Here is a 14,830-nt window from a genome sequence, read left to right on the forward strand (position 1 = left end):
ACGTAAAGACGTGAGCAGTCTAGCCCAGCTTCTCCGCCATCAGCGCTTTCATATCGACTTCCGGACGCGGGCCGTAGTGGCTGATCACTTCGGCGGCAGCCACAGCGCCGCGCTTCAGGCAGGCATCGATCGGTTCGCCCTTGGCGTGGCCTGAGAGGAAGCCTGCGGCGAACTGGTCGCCCGCGCCGGTTGTATCGACGACCTTGTTGATCGGCTCTGCCGCTGTTTCAAAGCGCTCTCCATTCGCAACGCAGATCGCGCCCTTGGCGCTGCGGGTGGCGACGAGGACGGGCACCATATCCTGCACGGCGGCGATACCGGCGTCGAAGTCTTCCTCGCCTGTCAGCGTGGCGAGTTCATGCTCGTTGACGAAAAGGATATCGATCACGCCATCATCGATCATCTGGCGGAAATCATCGCCGTGGCGGTCGATCACGAAGCTTTCGCTGGCGGTGAAGGCGACCTTGCGGCCCGCAGCCTTGGCCACATCGATGGCGCGGCGCATGGCCTTGCGCGGCTCTTCCGGATCCCAGAGATAGCCTTCGAGATAGAGGATCGCGCCGCTGGCGATCAGCTCTTCGTCGAGCGCCTCTGCTGGCAGCGACTGGCCCGCACCAAGGAAGGTGTTCATCGTGCGCTCGCCATCGGGAGTCACGAAAATCAGGCAGCGGCCGGTCGGAGGGGAGCCTTTCGGGAGCGGCGGCGTGTCGAAATCGATGCCGGTCGCGCGCATGTCATGGGTGAAGACTTCGCCCAGCTGATCGTCACACACCTGGCCAACGAAGGCGCACTGCAGGCCGAGCATGCTGGCACCTGCCAAGGTGTTCGCTGCCGAACCGCCCGATACTTCGCGCGCCTGGCCCATCGCGGCATAGAGCGAAGTTGCCCCATCGGCGTCGATCAGCGTCATGCCGCCGCGATTGAGGCCCAGCTCCTCAATCAATTCATCGCTGCACGATGCGATCACGTCCACCACGGCATTGCCGATGGCGATAACGTCGTAACGGGGTTCGGTCATGAAAACTCCTGATGCGGTAATAATCGATTATTTGGCGGGTTTCGCCGCGTCGGCGTTGACTTGGCGGAAGGGCCGCGCAATCGCAACCCAAGATGACACGGCTCGGAAAATCTTTGGCGCTTGGCTTCGGGCAGCTGTTCGATGGCGCGGTGCTGCGCATCCTCTTGAAAAGCCTTGCCGTGACGCTGGTGATCTTCGTGATTGTTGCTTTTGCCGGCTGGAATCTTCTCGACTGGGCGCTGCTGAGCGGCGGGCTGGAGGATGACAGTTTTGCAGGAGCAGGCACGCTGAGAGGAGCGCTGTCACTCGTTCTCGCCATAATCGGCCTGTGGCTTGTGTGGCGACTGGTGGCGATGACTGTCGTGCAATTCTTCGCCGATGAAGTCGTACTGGCGGTCGAACGCAAACATTACCCCGAAGAAGCCAGCATGGCGCGCGAGCTCAGCTTTGCCGAGCAGGGGCGCAATGCCGCCCGCTCTGCCCTGCGCGCGCTGGTGTTCAATCTGATCGCGCTTCCGATCGCGCTATTGCTGCTGGTCACCGGCGTGGGGACATTCGTTGTCTTCTGGTTCGTCAACGCGCTGCTGCTGGGCCGCGAATTGCAAGACATGGTCTGGCTGAGGCATCAGCAGGCACAAGCCGAGAGCCCGCCGGTCGGCAGAGGCGAGCGCTTCCTCCTGGGTGGAGCAATCGCGGGACTGCTGGCCGTGCCATTCGCCAATCTGCTTGCGCCTGTTTTGGGCGCAGCAAGCGCCACCCACCTTATTCACCGCAACCGCCGTTTGCAGAAAGCCCCCTGACACCATGCGCTTTTTCGCATCCCTTGCACTGCTTGCCCTGCTTTCCGCCTGCGCCACGACGACGCAGGATATGCCACCGCCGCCACCGCGCCCGGTGGACGAGACGACGCAGGTCCCGCCATCGACCCTGCCACCACCGCGCCCTATCGGTGACCTGCCCGCGCCGCGCATCATGGAGGGCCCCGGCCTTGGCGGGATCATCCGCGAGCCCGCAGCGGTCCTGACGCGCCGCTTCGGCGAGCCGCGCCTCGATGTGCGTGAAGGCGACATGCGCAAGCTGCAGTTCTCAAGCCAGGCCTGTGTGCTCGACGTATTTCTCTATCCGCTGGCGCCCGGCGCAGAACCCGTCGCCACATGGGTAGAAGCGCGCCGCGCGTCCGATGGCGCAGCGGTGGACCGCTTGGCCTGTATTCAGGCGCTTTCAGCACGCTGAAAGGCTTCGCAGAAGGTTTGGTAACCCGAATTTAAGCCTGTTCTGCCAATCAATCGTCTAAACAAGGGGATTGTTGCAGACCATGAGCATGCATTTCGCAAATATCGCTGAGCAGGCCGCCGCAGATGGTGGCATTTCGAATGAGGAAATCCTCGAAATGCGTCGCGCGGGTTGGGCCGATGGCAAGATGAGCCGCGCAGAGGCCCAGGCAATCTTTGCCGCGCAGCACGCGACTACCAATCCGTCACCCCAATGGAGCGATTTTTTCGTCGAAGCCATCCAGCAATATGTGCTCGAGGGGAGCGAACCGCGCGGGTATGCCAGCGAGGACGAGGCGCAGTGGCTGATCGCGCAGGTCAAGGCAGATGGCCGCGTCTGCTCGATGACCGAACTCGAATTGCTCACCCGCATCATCGAAAAGGCGCAAAACGTGCCCGATGCACTCAAGGCCTTCGTCCTCGAAGTGCTTGAGGATGAGGTGATGAACGGCACCGGGCCCACGCGCGATGGCGGGGAGCTATCGGAGACGCATGTCAGCGAAGCCGAATGCTCACTCATTCGCCGGGTCATTTTCGGTTCTGCCGGAGATCGTCCCGCCGCTGTAAGCCGCAGCGAAGCCGAAATGCTTTTCCGCATCAAGGACGCCACCGAACACTCCGCCAATGCGCCCGAATTCAAGCGCCTGTTCGTGCAAGGCGTGGGCAACTACCTCATGGGCTTCTCCGCCCCATCAGGCCAAATCAGCCGAGAACGCCAGATGGAACTGGACGCTTTCGTCGCCGACAACAAAGCGAGCGTCGGTGGATTCATGGGCAAGATGGCGATGGCATCGCCGAATGTATTCGGGGTCATATTCGGCAAGCGCGATGCTGGCGCGAGCCGCGAGGAACAGGTGTCCGAGCATGCCGAAATAACGGGTACGGAAAAGGACTGGCTAGACGCGCAGATCGAGCTGAATGGCAAGATCGACGCATACGACCAGGCGTTGCTCGATTTTCTCGCAGAAGAAAGCGACCGGCGCTGAGGTTTCAGCCTCAGACCATAAAGCTTTCACCGCAGCCGCATGCGCCCTTGGCGTTGGGATTTTCGAACACGAAGCCGGCGGTGAAATCGTCTTCCACCCAGTCCATCGTGCTGCCCACCAGATAGAGCACGCTGGCGCCATCGATATAGAAGACGCCGCCCGGCGTTTCGATTTTCTCGTCGAATTTGGCCTCTTCGGTGACGTAATCGACCGAGTAAGCGAGACCGGAACATCCGCGGCGCGGGGTTGAGAGCTTTACGCCGATCGCATCGTCTGGAGCCTTTGCCATAAGATCTGCCACGCGCTGTTCAGCAGCTGGCGTCAGTTTGACGGCGGCGGGAATTTCACGGATCTTGGTATCAGCCATCACAGCATTCCCAGTTCGAGTCGGGCTTCGTCCGACATCTTGGAGGGATCCCATGGCGGATCCCATGTCACCACGACTTCGGCATCGCGCACGCCGGGAAGGCCCATCACGCGCATTTCGATCTCGTTCGGCATGGTTTCGGCCACCGGGCAATGCGGTGTGGTGAGCGTCATGGTGACGACCACATCGGAATCGTCGGAGACTTCCACATTGTAGATCAGGCCGAGGTCGTAGATATTCACCGGGATTTCCGGATCATAAATGTCCTTCAGCGCATCGATCACATTCTGGTGCAATTCGCCGCCCGGCTCGCCCGGAGCTACGCCCTCAGGCTTCTTGGCGAGGAAGCCTTCCAGGTAATCCCGCTTGCGCTCCAGCTTGGCGCCCGCCGTTTCCTTCACTTCCGCCTCCGAGATGTGATCCGGCAACGGCGCATCCTCCACGCGGGCGCGGGGCGGCTTCTCGACGACCTGTTCGGTCGGCGAGGGTGCTGCGATATAGTCTTTCTTGTCGCTTGTCGCTGAATCGTGGTTGTCCATCAGCCGAAAATCCTTTTGGTGCGTTCGATGCCGCGAATAAGCGCCGCGACGTCCTCTTCATCCGAATAAATGCCGAAGCTGGCGCGCGCAGTGGCGGGAATGCCGAGCTTTTCCATCAGTGGCTGGGCGCAGTGGTGGCCCGCGCGGATCGCCACATTCTCTTCATCCAATATGGTGCCCAAATCGTGCGGGTGAATACCATCGATCAGGAAACTGACGATTCCCGCCGAATTGTCAGGGCCATAAAGCGTCACATCGTTCATTGCGCCGAGTGCGTCACGCGTTTGCGCGACCAGCCGCGCCTCATGTGCGTGGATGGTTTCGAGACCGATCGCCGAGACGTAATCGCAAGCTGCGCCGAAAGCGATCGCTTCGGTAATCGCCGGCGTACCAGCTTCGAAGCGTTGCGGCGCGGGAGCGTAAGTTGTCCGGTCGAAACCGACTTGGTCGATCATCGCGCCGCCGCCTTGCCAGGGCGGCATGGCATCGAGCAGCTCCGCCCTGCCCCACAGCGCGCCGATCCCGGTCGGGCCGTAGAGTTTGTGCGCGCTGAAGGCGTAGAAATCGCAATCGAGCGCCGCCACATCGACCGGCAGGCGCGGCACGGCCTGGCACCCATCGAGCAGCAGCTTCGCGCCGACGCTATGTGCCAAGTCAGCCGCGCGCTTTGCATCGAGCACCGAGCCCAGCACGTTGGAGACATGCGCGAAACTCACCATCCTGTGCTCGTGTGTCAGCATGGCTTCGGCAGCATCGAGATCGATTTGTCCATCATCGGTGAGAGGACACACATCGACCTGCCAGCCCGCCAATTGCCATGGAACGATATTCGAATGATGTTCCAATTCGGAGAGCAGGACCCTGCCCTTGTCCGGATATGAATAGGCAACAAGGTTGATCGCCTCGGTCGCACCGCGAGTGAACACGACTTCGCTCTCATTCGCGCCGACAAGCGCAGCGACCTTGCGCCGCGCCTCTTCATAGCCCAGCGTCATTTCTGCGGAGCGCGAATACACCCCGCGATGGACGGTGGCGTAATCCTCACCCAGCGCACGCGCCATCGCGTCGATCACCGCTTGCGGCTTCTGCGCGGTCGCGGCGCTGTCGAGATAGTGCCAGGGCGCGCCGTCTGCCGTGACGAGACCCGGAAAATCTACCTTACGAGAGAGTGTGTCGGTACTCAAAGCGTAGCCTCGTCCAGCTTGGCGAGGGCCTGTTCCATCATCTGCTCGCGCAGTTCGTCATCAGCCAGTTCCAAAAAGGCATCGCCGATAAAGGCCTGCACCAGCAGCTTGCGCGCGACCTTCGGCGGAATTCCGCGGCTGGCCATGTAATAGCCCGCCATTTCATCCATCTGGCCGATGGCGGCACCGTGTTCGCACTGCACATCGTCGGCAAAGATCTCGAGTTCCGGCTTGGTGTTCGCCGTCGCACCCTTTTCCAGCAGGATGGCACGGAAATTCTGCGCCGCATCGGTCTTCTGCGCATCGCGCACGACTTCGATCCGGCCGAGGAAATTGCCCGTTGCCGTGCCCCAATGGACCGCGCGGACCGTCTGGTTCGACGTGCCATTGGGCTCTGCATGGATTGTGCGGGTAACGAATTCCTGTGTCGCCTCGCCGCCGCCAATCGTGACGCCGCCAAATTCGAAATGCGCGCCATCGTGCAGCGTCACTTCGACTTCGGTGCGGCGATAGCTGTCCTTGTCGAGAATGGCGAAAGCCTCGAAACGAGCGCCCTTGCCCACGGTCACGCGGAGCCGTTCGACGGCGTCCTCACCGGTAGCGAGTACCTCGCACCGCGTTTCGCCCGCGGGAATTTCGATCTCCCGCCATGCATGCACGACATCGGCCTGCGCGGCGGCGAGCCATGCGCCATCGGAGTAGCGCCAGTCTTCATCGCGATTGGTGGGCAAAGGAAGGGTTGCTGTGTCACTCATGATTGCGCACGCTCCCACGCCATGCGCGTCAGCACGGCATCTTCGTAATCTTCAGAACAGGGGCCGACGCTCTGCGCCAGCTCGTTGATGCGCGCATCACGCTCACGGCGCGGCAGGTCGAGTTCGCCGAGCGCCTGAACCTGCGGATCGACCTGCATCATACAATAGCGCAGGGCATCGCAGCGCACCGCATCGAGCGCGTCATCGCCGGTGCTCACTTCCACGTCGCAGCGGAAGACACCGTCGCGGCGGCGGACGTTGATGGTGGAATTGCCAAGCCGCTCGGCCATGACGCGGATTTCTTCCTGAATTTCGGGCGGTGGAGGCGCGTCCTGCGGCACCGCCGCGGCTTGCGCCAGCAGAAGGCTGAGAAACAACATCAGGCGCTCTCCGCCATCACGGCATCATAGCCTTCTTCTTCAAGGCGGTGCGCGAGTTCCGGCCCGCCGGTCTCGACGATACGACCCCTGGCAAGGATACTCACCTTGTCCGGCTGCACCACATCGAGCAGGCGCTGGTAGTGCGTGATAAGCAACACGCCCTTGGCGGGATCGCGCATGATGGTGTTGATGCCCTCACCCACAACGCGCAAAGCATCGATATCGAGGCCGCTATCGGTCTCATCCAGCACGGCGAACTGCGGATCGAGAATGCCCATCTGGACCATCTCGTTGCGCTTCTTCTCGCCGCCGGAGAAGCCGACATTCACATTGCGCTTGAGCATATCCATGTCGAGCTTCAGCAAACCGGCCTTTTCCTTGGCAAGCTTCAGGAATTCCCCGCCGGACAGCGGCTCTTCCCCGCGCGCCTTGCGCTGGGAATTGAGCGCTTCGCGCAGGAACTGGACATTGGAAACGCCGGGGATTTCGACCGGGTACTGGAAGCCGAGGAACATGCCCGCAGCGGCCCGCTCATGCGGGTCCATGTCGAGCAGGTCCTCGCCATTGAACGTCACCGAACCGCCGGTCACTTCGTAACCCGGGCGACCACCCAACACATAGGCAAGCGTTGACTTGCCCGCGCCATTGGGGCCCATGATCGCATGGATTTCGCCTGCCTCGACCGTGAGGGTCAGGCCGTTCAGGATTTGCTTGCCGTCGATCTCGGCGGAGAGGTTTTCAATTTTCAGCATCACTTGTTCCAAATGAATGAGATGGCGGTTTTCGCTTCGCCATCGATAAAGCCCACATCGCCCGCGAAATGCGGACCGGGCATCTGTTCGTAATAGTCGACCGCCGGCTCTGCCGTACCGGCGAGGCGGACGTCCTCGGGCATGGGCTCGGCAAAGGTCCAGACATCGGCCTTGGACCATTTGTTGAGCTCGCCCTTCAGGCCGTGCCCTTCGCTCATCGCGACAAGTTTGGCGATTGCGGCGCTCATCGGCGATCACCCTTGCGCTGGGCGAAATGCTCACGCCGTGCTTCGGCCTTGTCGGCAATGCGCAGGCGCATCCCGGCGGTGATCCGCTTCAGCACATCATCCATGTTCTCGAGAATATCGTCGGCCTTGAGGTGCATCACCTTGATGCCGACGCTTTCGAGGCTCTTGTCGCGGCGGCGATTGAGCTTCTCGTCATCGCCTTCCTCATCGATTACGATGGCCATCCCGAGGATGTGGCAATTGAAGTCGACAATCGCGCTGCCGACCACGGCAAAGCGCTTGAAAGTGTATTTGCCAAGGTCAGCCTTGGCAAAACGCTCCGCCAGAGCCTTGTGCGCAGGGCTCGCATGCCGTTTCATCTCGCGCGCACGATCATGCAGCGCATCGAGCCGCTTCTCGCTGATTTCCCAGCCGCGGCCCTTCTTCTTGAGCTCGGGCGCTTCGGCGGTGTCGCGGACCTTGAGGGTTTTGCGTTCAGACACTGAGACGCTCCTCCAAATCCGTTAGCCGTTCTGCAGAACATGCTCGCATGGTTTCGCGCGTTTGGGCGGTAGCGGCGCGCCTTTCGTCGCGTGGGAGCGACCGGTCCCGCCCGCGTGCGATGGTGGAAAGATTTTCGTCGACGCACTGGATGATGGCAGCGCAGGCAAGCTGGTCCAGCTCATCGTCTCCCGTAGAACGGCGGATTTCACAGGTCGCGCTTCCCGCTTCCGGCAAATGCCAGCGGCCGCGGAAATCGCGGAGTCGCTCGGCTGAAACGGTTATTGTGGACTCAGGTAATTGCTCCGAAGGAACGACATCCTGCGAACCAACCGCAGCCAGAAGAAAGAGGATAGAAGCGCCGGTCATCCCACACTCCCCTCAAGCGAAATCGCCAGCAGTTTCTGCGCTTCGACGGCGAACTCCATTGGCAGCTCTTTCAGCACGTCCTTGGCAAAGCCGTTGACGATCAGCGCCACGGCCTCTTCCTCGTCCAGCCCTCGTTGCATGGCGTAGAACAGCTGGTCGTCGGAGATTTTGCTGGTGGTCGCTTCATGCTCGATCTGCGCGGTGGGGTTGCGCACTTCGATATAGGGCACCGTGTGTGCGCCGCATTCGCTGCCGAGCAGCAGGCTGTCGCACTCGGTGAAATTGCGGCAATTTTCGGCATTAGCGGCAATCGCCACTTTGCCGCGATAGGTGTTGTTGCTTTTGCCCGCAGAGATACCTTTGGAGATGATCGTGGAGCGGGTGCCGCTCGCATTGTGGATCATCTTCGTGCCGGTATCGGCCTGCTGGTGATTGTTCGTCACGGCGACCGAATAAAATTCGCCCACCGAATCCTTCCCGTTGAGCACACATGACGGATACTTCCACGTCACCGCAGAGCCTGTTTCCACCTGCGTCCAGCTGATCTTCGAGCGAGCGCCTTGACACAGGCCGCGCTTGGTCACGAAATTGTAGATCCCGCCCACGCCTTCGCTGTTGCCAGGATACCAGTTCTGGACGGTCGAATATTTGATCTCGGCATCTTCCATCGCGACCAGCTCGACCACGGCAGCGTGAAGCTGGTTCTCGTCACGCATGGGCGCGGTGCAGCCTTCGAGATAGGAGACGTAAGACCCCTTCTCGGCGACGATCAGCGTGCGTTCGAACTGCCCTGTATTCTCGGCATTGATGCGGAAATAGGTGCTGAGTTCCATCGGGCAGCGGACGCCCTCGGGAATGTAGACAAAGGTGCCGTCCGAGAAGACCGCGCAGTTGAGCGTCGCGAAGAAGTTATCTTTCTGCGGCACGACCTTGCCGAGCCACTTCTTCACCAGCTCCGGATATTCCCTGATCGCTTCCGAGATCGACAGGAAGATAACGCCTGCCTTCTTCAATTCCTCGCGGAAAGTGGTGGCGACCGAAACACTGTCGAACACCGCATCGACGGCAACCTTACGCGCACCTTCGACGCCGGCGAGCACTTCCTGCTCGGCAATCGGAATGCCTAGCTTGTCGTAAACCGCCTTGATCTCGGGATCGAGTTCATCGAGCGATTCCAGCTTGGGCTTCTTCTTCGGCTCGGCGAAATAATAGGCATCCTGGTAATCGATCTCGGGATAGCCGAGCTTGCCCCAGTCGGGCTCTGCCATGGTCTGCCACAGGCGGAAGGCCTTCAGCCGCCATTCGAGCATCCATTCAGGCTCATTCTTCTTGGCCGAAATAAAGCGCACCGTATCTTCGGTGAGGCCTTTTTCGGCAAATTCGGTTTCGATGTCCGAAGACCAGCCATGCTCATATTCAGCCGCTTTCGCAGCGGCCTCTTTGGCTTCGGCATCCATTTCGGATCGGTCTTGGACTTTCACATCATCAGTCATGCGACTTCGGTTTCCTGTGGTTCGGTTCGTGCGAGTTGGACCAGCGAAATATCGGCAAGCGCGCCGCGCAGAGCGGCGTTGACGATTGGCCAATGCGGCTTGACCGCGCAATTCTCTTCGACCGCGCAATCGCTGCCGGTGACGCAAGGTGTGAGCGCAATCGGCCCTTCCACCGCCTCGACAATATCGGCAACGCTGATTGCCGCGGCCGGACGGGCCAGCTGCAATCCGCCGCCAGCGCCGCGTGTCGAGCGCAGCAGGCCAGCAGCACTCAGCTTGCTGACGACTTTCTGTACCGTCGGCACAGGAAGTCCGGTCTCGCTCGCCAATTCGCCCGCTCTGGTGCGCCCGCCACCGCAATGGCGCGCAGCCGCACTCATGGTGACGACAGCATAATCGGCAAGGTTGGACAGGCGCATAAGACTCGGGTTTGCTTTAATTGGACCAATTCGTTCCGATTAGCCATTTATGCGCGAAACTGGCGGAATCAAGCCATTTCCCCTTGTTGCGAGTCGTTAGCATCTTTGTTTCATGCGGCCACATCCGTGGCCGCGTCCTCGCTAGACGCGCTTCACTACGTTACGCGCCCGCTGCGGGCGGCCGTTCGGCCTTGCCCTCGGCTGGTCGCCGAGCGAGCTCCGCAACAAAGGTCAGACGAAGTGCTGGTATCGCTGCCCGCAGGTCAGCGACAGCGAGCAACCGCCAAGCCCGCAGGTGCCGCGCAGGCGGAACGCAGTCCCGGCGGAGCGAATAGCACCGAGGACAAAGCCGCGGATGCGGCTTTGCAAACTAAGAAGCCCGGAATTCCTGCAGGCGGTGGAAATTCTTCATCTGCAGCAAGGTCTTCAGGATCGGCTGCCCATCGCCGCCGAGCCGCTTCGGCGTGTAGCCACAGTAGCGGCTGATCTCGCGGACCATATGCGGCTGATCGTAGAATGCTTCCGCGATCGCCGCCGCCTCGGCATCCGACAAATCCTCTTTCGCAAGCATCGCCGAGGCGCGGATGGCGCGGAATTTCCGGGCGACCGCCGCCGGCGGGAGGCCGAAGAACCGCTCGACCAGCCGCTCGGCCTGCCTGCGCGAATAATTAAGAGTCGGGAAGAGGTCTTCGATATCGGGATTGAGCGCGCTGCCGAGCCACGTGATCGTCTGCTCAATCAATCTCTCATGCTGCGGCGAAACCGTACCCAGATGCGCGGCGATCCAGTCTCCGAGCGCAGAACAGGCGTCTTCGGGCGTCAATTCACCCGACACATATCTGGCGCTCAATGCTTCGCTGAAGTCGGTGACCTCGCTCCCGAGCAATTCCTCCGCCGGGAAGTAGCGATTGATGTGACGCTGTGCCGGCTCTTTGGTGAGCGCCGCCCAGCCAAGCGGGGTCAGCGTAGCGCCGATCGCATGCCACGGCCCCTTCATCCGGAACTTTGCAGCGACCGTCGTGCCGGCGGATAGATTCGCTTTCGCCGTGACGGGATGGGCTGGCCCATCGAAGGCGATCTCTCCCGTCCCGCAGGGAAAGATATTAAACTGCGCCAGCGCGCCCGACACCGCATCCTCGGTAAGCTCTGCATCCGTGGCGAAGTGAAACAGCACGGTGAGGTGCCGCTTCAGATGTTCGGGCGGATCATAGTACGTAAGGGAAAAGGGAAACGACATGGCGCACTACTTGCGACCCGTACGCCATGCCGCCTCTCGAGTTGGGGAAACGGACGTAATGCCGATGTTCCCCATGCAACCTCTGGAGGCAGTCATAGCGCCGACCCGCACAATATGATTGTATCGTAGCGACATCTCTTGACCTTGCCGCATCACTGCATTTCTGCGGCAATCCAATCATCGACCTGTTCTTCGAGGATGTCGAGCGGGACAGGCCCGTTCGTCAGCACCACTTCGTGGAATTGCCGGATGTCGAAGTCATCGCCCAGCTGGGTCCGTGCGCGTTCGCGCAGCTCCATGATCTTCAGCTTGCCGATCATGTAAGCGGTCGCCTGCCCCGGATAGACGAGATAGCGCTCAATCGCCTTGCGGATATCGCCATCGGGATTGGGCGTGTTTTCGGTGAGATAGGCGATGCCTTCTTCCCGGCTCCAGCGGTGATGATGCATTCCGGTGTCCACCACCAGGCGGCAGGCACGCCACAATTCCATGCCGAGCCGTCCGAAATCGGAATAGGGATCGGTGTAGAAGCCCATCTCCTTCGGCAGCTCTTCGGAATAGAGGCCCCAGCCTTCGGTGTAGGCGGTAAAGCCACCGAAGCGGCGGAAAGGCGGCAGATCGCCGAGCCCGGTCTGGATCGCGCGCTGCATGTGATGGCCGGGAACAGCCTCATGATAGGCGAGCGCCTCGAGCTCGTTCCGGCTCATATCGCGCAGATTGTAAAGATTGACGTAATAGGTGCCGGGGCGCGAGCCGTCGGGCGCTGGACTCTGGTAAAACGCCTTGCCCGCACTCTGCTCGCGGAAGGCTTCGACGGGTTTCACCTGCAGATCGTATTCCGGCAGGGTGATGAAATAATCGGGAAGCCGTTCTTCCATCGCAGCGACCACCTGATCGACCTCGGCCAGGTAGTCCTCGCGGCTGGTGTGGAAGAACTGGTCTCCATTGCGGGTGTATTCGAAGAACTCCTGCAAGGTCCCTTCAAATCCGACCTGCTCCATAATCGCGCGCATTTCGCCGTGAATCCGGTCGACTTCGCGCAGCCCAATCTGGTGGATCTCATCGGCGCTGAGATCGGTGGTCGTGTAATAACTCAGCAACGCATCGTAATATTCCGCCCCGCGATCGAAGCGCCAGATACCGTCGTCGGTCGGCGCAAAGCCCTGCTGGCGCAGCATTTCGGAACGCAATCGGCCGTAGGCTGGTGCAGCAGAGGACGACCACGCGGCTTCGGCATCGGCGATCAGGCTGCCGCGTTCATCTTCGCTGATGTCGAGCTCGGCCACTTCGCTCCGAAAATCTTCGAGCACGGCATTGTCGAGCCCCGCATCGAGCAGATTTGTGATGTCCGACAGAACATAAGGATAAACCCAGTCGGGCGGCATGACGCCATCGGCGGCACGCTCGGCAGAGCGGGCGATCAGCGTATCGAGATAGGGGCCGATGCCTTCAATACGCTCGACATAGGCGCGGGCATGGTCGGCATTCTGCACCGCATGCGTGTTGATGAGGAATGCCGGAATGCCGCTCTGCGCGCCGTTCATCTGGTCGAAGATGTAGCCATATTCACGGAAGGGATAGAGCAGTTCCGATCGCGCATTGGTCGCTTCAAACAGGCGGTAAGACAGCGCATCCTGCCCTTCGAGCGCACTCAGATCATAGCCCATTTGCATGCGAGCCAGGAAGGACATCCGCATCGCCCGCTGCGCCTCTTCCGCTTCGGCGGATGGGTCATTCCAGAGGCCGTAATCCTCGTCCCTTATGCCGCGATAGGCCTTGGTCTGCGGCGACAATTCAAGCGACGCGCTGTCGTACATGTCGAAGAAGGTGTTGATGTCGGAGGGTACTGTCGCCTCAGCTGCAATGGGCGAATTGGTCGAAGCTGTGCTCTGCGGCATCGGGCTGGCGGCACATGCGGTCAGGGCGAACGCGCTGGTAGCAAGGGCTGCATTGCGCAAAAGCTTGGCTGTCATCGATGGCGATCCTCTCTCTTATCGTTGCAAGGCACCTAAGAGAAAGTCCGCGGCCTGCCAATAGGCGTGCGCGGGAGACGCGGCTCAAAAAAAGGGCGGCGATCCTGAGATCACCGCCCCTTTGAGTGGAGAACTCGTCACGCTGAACGTTCCGAGCCCTTCGGGTCGCAAAGTCGTTCTGAGCGTTTTATGTTACAATTGATTGTAAGAAGGCGACACAAAATCACATCACATCAAAAATTGCCGAATATTCTTGCATGGATCGACTCGCGGGATTGCATATTCAGCCCGTTCGCTGCCATTGGCAGCGCATGATTTACGACATTCTCCGGCCGGCAATATTCAAACTCGATGCCGAGCGCGCGCACGGTTTGACAATCGCTGCACTGAAAGCCGCTCCGACAAAAGCGCCGCCAAAGTCCGGCAGCCCGTTGACAGTTGAGCTGGCAGGACTGCGCTTCCCCAACCCGCTGGGAATGGCGGCAGGGTTCGACAAGAATGCCGAGGTTCCCGACGCGCTTCTGGGCTTTGGTTTCGGCCATGCCGAAGTCGGCACGATTACGCCCAAACCGCAGGCTGGAAACCCGAAGCCGCGCCTGTTCCGGCTGGTCGAAGACCGCGCGATTATCAATCGCATGGGATTCAACAATGGCGGCGCCGAAGCCGCGCTGGAACGGATCAAGGCACGTGCGGCGCGAGAAGGCATCGTCGGCATCAATATCGGCGCGAACAAGGATAGTGCAGACAGAGAGGCCGATTATTCGCTGATGACGCGGCTGATGGCGCCCCACGCCTCCTACCTCACCGTCAACATTTCCAGCCCGAACACGCCCGGACTGCGAGCACTACAGGATGAAGGCGCGCTGATCGGCCTGCTCGACGGGGTGCTCGAAGCGCGCGCAGAGGTCTGTGGCGAAGCGCCTCCGCCGGTCTTCCTCAAGGTCGCGCCCGATCTCGAACCAAGCGACGTGGATGCCATTGCGCGCATCGCAAAAGACAAGTCGCTGGGCGCTCTCATCGTCTCCAACACCACCATCGATCGGCCTCCGCTCCAATCGTCCCATGCAAGTGAAACAGGCGGACTGTCGGGCGCGCCGCTGAAAGCAAAGGCGCTGCAACGGGTGCGCGATTTTCGCGCGGCCACTGGCGGCGAAATGCCGCTGATCGGCGTCGGCGGTATCGCCACGGCTGAAGACGCGTGGGAGCGCATTCGGTCAGGCGCCAGCCTCGTCCAGCTCTACAGCGCCATGGTCTATCGCGGACCGGGCATTGCTCGCGATATCTGCGAAGGGCTGGAAAGTCTGATGAAGCGCGATGGCTTTGCCACCATTGCCGAGGCGGTCGGAACCGAATAGCAGG

The 14,830-nt window shown here is 60.8% G+C and carries 19 protein-coding genes; 4 read left to right on the forward strand and 15 right to left on the reverse strand.

Features of this window, described 5'->3' with window-relative positions:
* Nucleotides 1–19: 19 nt before the first annotated feature.
* Nucleotides 20–1,018 (reverse strand): adenosine kinase, encoded by a 999-nt coding sequence (locus O2N64_RS04125; protein WP_271079017.1) that lies wholly within the window; start codon nucleotides 1,016–1,018, stop codon nucleotides 20–22.
* A gap of 92 nt (nucleotides 1,019–1,110) precedes the next feature.
* On the opposite strand from O2N64_RS04125, the gene O2N64_RS04130 reads away from it, so the two are divergent.
* The 3 genes from O2N64_RS04130 to O2N64_RS04140 all read left to right on the forward strand — a co-directional run bounded on the left by O2N64_RS04130 (nucleotide 1,111) and on the right by O2N64_RS04140 (nucleotide 3,275).
* Nucleotides 1,111–1,818 carry an EI24 domain-containing protein gene (locus tag O2N64_RS04130; protein WP_271079018.1) on the forward strand — a complete coding sequence of 236 codons (708 nt, stop codon included), beginning with the start codon at nucleotides 1,111–1,113 and terminating at the stop codon, nucleotides 1,816–1,818.
* A gap of 4 nt (nucleotides 1,819–1,822) precedes the next feature.
* On the forward strand, nucleotides 1,823–2,251 hold the full coding sequence (locus tag O2N64_RS04135; RefSeq protein ID WP_271079019.1) for a hypothetical protein: 429 nt from the start codon (nucleotides 1,823–1,825) through the stop codon (nucleotides 2,249–2,251).
* Nucleotides 2,252–2,333: 82 nt separating this feature from the next.
* A complete protein-coding gene (locus O2N64_RS04140; protein ID WP_271079020.1) occupies nucleotides 2,334–3,275 on the forward strand; it encodes a hypothetical protein in 942 nt (313 codons plus the stop codon).
* A gap of 10 nt (nucleotides 3,276–3,285) precedes the next feature.
* On the opposite strand, the gene O2N64_RS04145 is transcribed toward O2N64_RS04140, so the two are convergent.
* From O2N64_RS04145 to O2N64_RS04210, 14 genes are all read right to left on the reverse strand, one after another.
* The gene (locus O2N64_RS04145; RefSeq protein ID WP_271079021.1) at nucleotides 3,286–3,642 is read right to left on the reverse strand and encodes a HesB/IscA family protein; all 357 of its coding nucleotides are present in this window, start codon (nucleotides 3,640–3,642) and stop codon (nucleotides 3,286–3,288) included.
* A complete protein-coding gene (locus O2N64_RS04150; RefSeq protein ID WP_271079022.1) occupies nucleotides 3,642–4,181 on the reverse strand; it encodes an SUF system Fe-S cluster assembly protein in 540 nt (179 codons plus the stop codon). Before O2N64_RS04150 ends, O2N64_RS04145 begins: the two co-directional genes overlap by 1 nt.
* A complete protein-coding gene (locus O2N64_RS04155) occupies nucleotides 4,181–5,365 on the reverse strand; it encodes an aminotransferase class V-fold PLP-dependent enzyme (protein ID WP_271079023.1) in 1,185 nt (394 codons plus the stop codon). Before O2N64_RS04155 ends, O2N64_RS04150 begins: the two co-directional genes overlap by 1 nt.
* Entirely contained in the window at nucleotides 5,362–6,120 is a 759-nt protein-coding gene (locus O2N64_RS04160; protein ID WP_271079024.1) for a SufD family Fe-S cluster assembly protein, read from the reverse strand. The genes O2N64_RS04155 and O2N64_RS04160 overlap by 4 nt, the downstream gene beginning before the upstream one ends.
* Nucleotides 6,117–6,500: a hypothetical protein gene (locus tag O2N64_RS04165; RefSeq protein ID WP_271079025.1), complete on the reverse strand. Its 384-nt coding sequence runs from the start codon at nucleotides 6,498–6,500 to the stop codon at nucleotides 6,117–6,119. Before O2N64_RS04165 ends, O2N64_RS04160 begins: the two co-directional genes overlap by 4 nt.
* Nucleotides 6,500–7,252: a Fe-S cluster assembly ATPase SufC gene (sufC, locus tag O2N64_RS04170; protein ID WP_271079026.1), complete on the reverse strand. Its 753-nt coding sequence runs from the start codon at nucleotides 7,250–7,252 to the stop codon at nucleotides 6,500–6,502. The genes O2N64_RS04165 and sufC overlap by 1 nt, the downstream gene beginning before the upstream one ends.
* Nucleotides 7,252–7,500 (reverse strand): hypothetical protein, encoded by a 249-nt coding sequence (locus tag O2N64_RS04175; protein ID WP_271079027.1) that lies wholly within the window; start codon nucleotides 7,498–7,500, stop codon nucleotides 7,252–7,254. Before O2N64_RS04175 ends, sufC begins: the two co-directional genes overlap by 1 nt.
* Nucleotides 7,497–7,982 carry a DUF559 domain-containing protein gene (locus O2N64_RS04180; protein WP_271079028.1) on the reverse strand — a complete coding sequence of 162 codons (486 nt, stop codon included), beginning with the start codon at nucleotides 7,980–7,982 and terminating at the stop codon, nucleotides 7,497–7,499. The genes O2N64_RS04175 and O2N64_RS04180 overlap by 4 nt, the downstream gene beginning before the upstream one ends.
* The gene (locus O2N64_RS04185) at nucleotides 7,975–8,349 is read right to left on the reverse strand and encodes a hypothetical protein (protein ID WP_271079029.1); all 375 of its coding nucleotides are present in this window, start codon (nucleotides 8,347–8,349) and stop codon (nucleotides 7,975–7,977) included. Before O2N64_RS04185 ends, O2N64_RS04180 begins: the two co-directional genes overlap by 8 nt.
* On the reverse strand, nucleotides 8,346–9,842 hold the full coding sequence (gene sufB, locus O2N64_RS04190) for a Fe-S cluster assembly protein SufB (protein ID WP_271079030.1): 1,497 nt from the start codon (nucleotides 9,840–9,842) through the stop codon (nucleotides 8,346–8,348). Before sufB ends, O2N64_RS04185 begins: the two co-directional genes overlap by 4 nt.
* Nucleotides 9,839–10,261 (reverse strand): SUF system Fe-S cluster assembly regulator, encoded by a 423-nt coding sequence (locus O2N64_RS04195; RefSeq protein ID WP_271079031.1) that lies wholly within the window; start codon nucleotides 10,259–10,261, stop codon nucleotides 9,839–9,841. The genes sufB and O2N64_RS04195 overlap by 4 nt, the downstream gene beginning before the upstream one ends.
* Before the next feature lie 231 nt (nucleotides 10,262–10,492).
* The gene (locus O2N64_RS04200) at nucleotides 10,493–10,630 is read right to left on the reverse strand and encodes a hypothetical protein (RefSeq protein WP_271079032.1); all 138 of its coding nucleotides are present in this window, start codon (nucleotides 10,628–10,630) and stop codon (nucleotides 10,493–10,495) included.
* Between the two features lies 1 nt (nucleotide 10,631).
* Nucleotides 10,632–11,498, reverse strand: coding sequence for a helix-turn-helix domain-containing protein (locus O2N64_RS04205; RefSeq protein ID WP_271079033.1), 867 nt, complete (start codon nucleotides 11,496–11,498; stop codon nucleotides 10,632–10,634).
* 152 nt (nucleotides 11,499–11,650) lie between these two features.
* Entirely contained in the window at nucleotides 11,651–13,471 is a 1,821-nt protein-coding gene (locus O2N64_RS04210; RefSeq protein WP_271079034.1) for a DUF885 domain-containing protein, read from the reverse strand.
* 311 nt (nucleotides 13,472–13,782) lie between these two features.
* Between O2N64_RS04210 and O2N64_RS04215 the strand changes: the two genes are divergently transcribed.
* On the forward strand, nucleotides 13,783–14,826 hold the full coding sequence (locus tag O2N64_RS04215) for a quinone-dependent dihydroorotate dehydrogenase (protein ID WP_271079035.1): 1,044 nt from the start codon (nucleotides 13,783–13,785) through the stop codon (nucleotides 14,824–14,826).
* Nucleotides 14,827–14,830 lie beyond the last annotated feature (4 nt).

The sequence above is a fragment of the Aurantiacibacter sp. MUD61 genome (assembly GCF_027912455.1).
GTDB lineage: Bacteria > Pseudomonadota > Alphaproteobacteria > Sphingomonadales > Sphingomonadaceae > Alteraurantiacibacter.

Bases quoted from the DNA above. Each gene is read 5' to 3' on its own strand.
- O2N64_RS04165 (WP_271079025.1), bottom strand. From the start codon at position 6,500: ATGTTGTTTCTCAGCCTTCTGCTGGCGCAAGCCGCGGCGGTGCCGCAG.
- O2N64_RS04145 (WP_271079021.1), bottom strand. From the start codon at position 3,642: ATGGCTGATACCAAGATCCGTGAAATTCCCGCCGCCGTCAAACTGACG.
- O2N64_RS04125 (WP_271079017.1), bottom strand. From the start codon at position 1,018: ATGACCGAACCCCGTTACGACGTTATCGCCATCGGCAATGCCGTGGTG.
- O2N64_RS04135 (WP_271079019.1), top strand. From the start codon at position 1,823: ATGCGCTTTTTCGCATCCCTTGCACTGCTTGCCCTGCTTTCCGCCTGC.
- O2N64_RS04130 (WP_271079018.1), top strand. From the start codon at position 1,111: ATGACACGGCTCGGAAAATCTTTGGCGCTTGGCTTCGGGCAGCTGTTC.
- sufC (WP_271079026.1), bottom strand. From the start codon at position 7,252: ATGCTGAAAATTGAAAACCTCTCCGCCGAGATCGACGGCAAGCAAATC.
- O2N64_RS04175 (WP_271079027.1), bottom strand. From the start codon at position 7,500: ATGAGCGCCGCAATCGCCAAACTTGTCGCGATGAGCGAAGGGCACGGC.
- O2N64_RS04140 (WP_271079020.1), top strand. From the start codon at position 2,334: ATGAGCATGCATTTCGCAAATATCGCTGAGCAGGCCGCCGCAGATGGT.
- O2N64_RS04160 (WP_271079024.1), bottom strand. From the start codon at position 6,120: ATGAGTGACACAGCAACCCTTCCTTTGCCCACCAATCGCGATGAAGAC.
- sufB (WP_271079030.1), bottom strand. From the start codon at position 9,842: ATGACTGATGATGTGAAAGTCCAAGACCGATCCGAAATGGATGCCGAA.
- O2N64_RS04185 (WP_271079029.1), bottom strand. From the start codon at position 8,349: ATGACCGGCGCTTCTATCCTCTTTCTTCTGGCTGCGGTTGGTTCGCAG.
- O2N64_RS04205 (WP_271079033.1), bottom strand. From the start codon at position 11,498: ATGTCGTTTCCCTTTTCCCTTACGTACTATGATCCGCCCGAACATCTG.
- O2N64_RS04210 (WP_271079034.1), bottom strand. From the start codon at position 13,471: ATGACAGCCAAGCTTTTGCGCAATGCAGCCCTTGCTACCAGCGCGTTC.
- O2N64_RS04195 (WP_271079031.1), bottom strand. From the start codon at position 10,261: ATGCGCCTGTCCAACCTTGCCGATTATGCTGTCGTCACCATGAGTGCG.
- O2N64_RS04215 (WP_271079035.1), top strand. From the start codon at position 13,783: ATGATTTACGACATTCTCCGGCCGGCAATATTCAAACTCGATGCCGAG.
- O2N64_RS04150 (WP_271079022.1), bottom strand. From the start codon at position 4,181: ATGGACAACCACGATTCAGCGACAAGCGACAAGAAAGACTATATCGCA.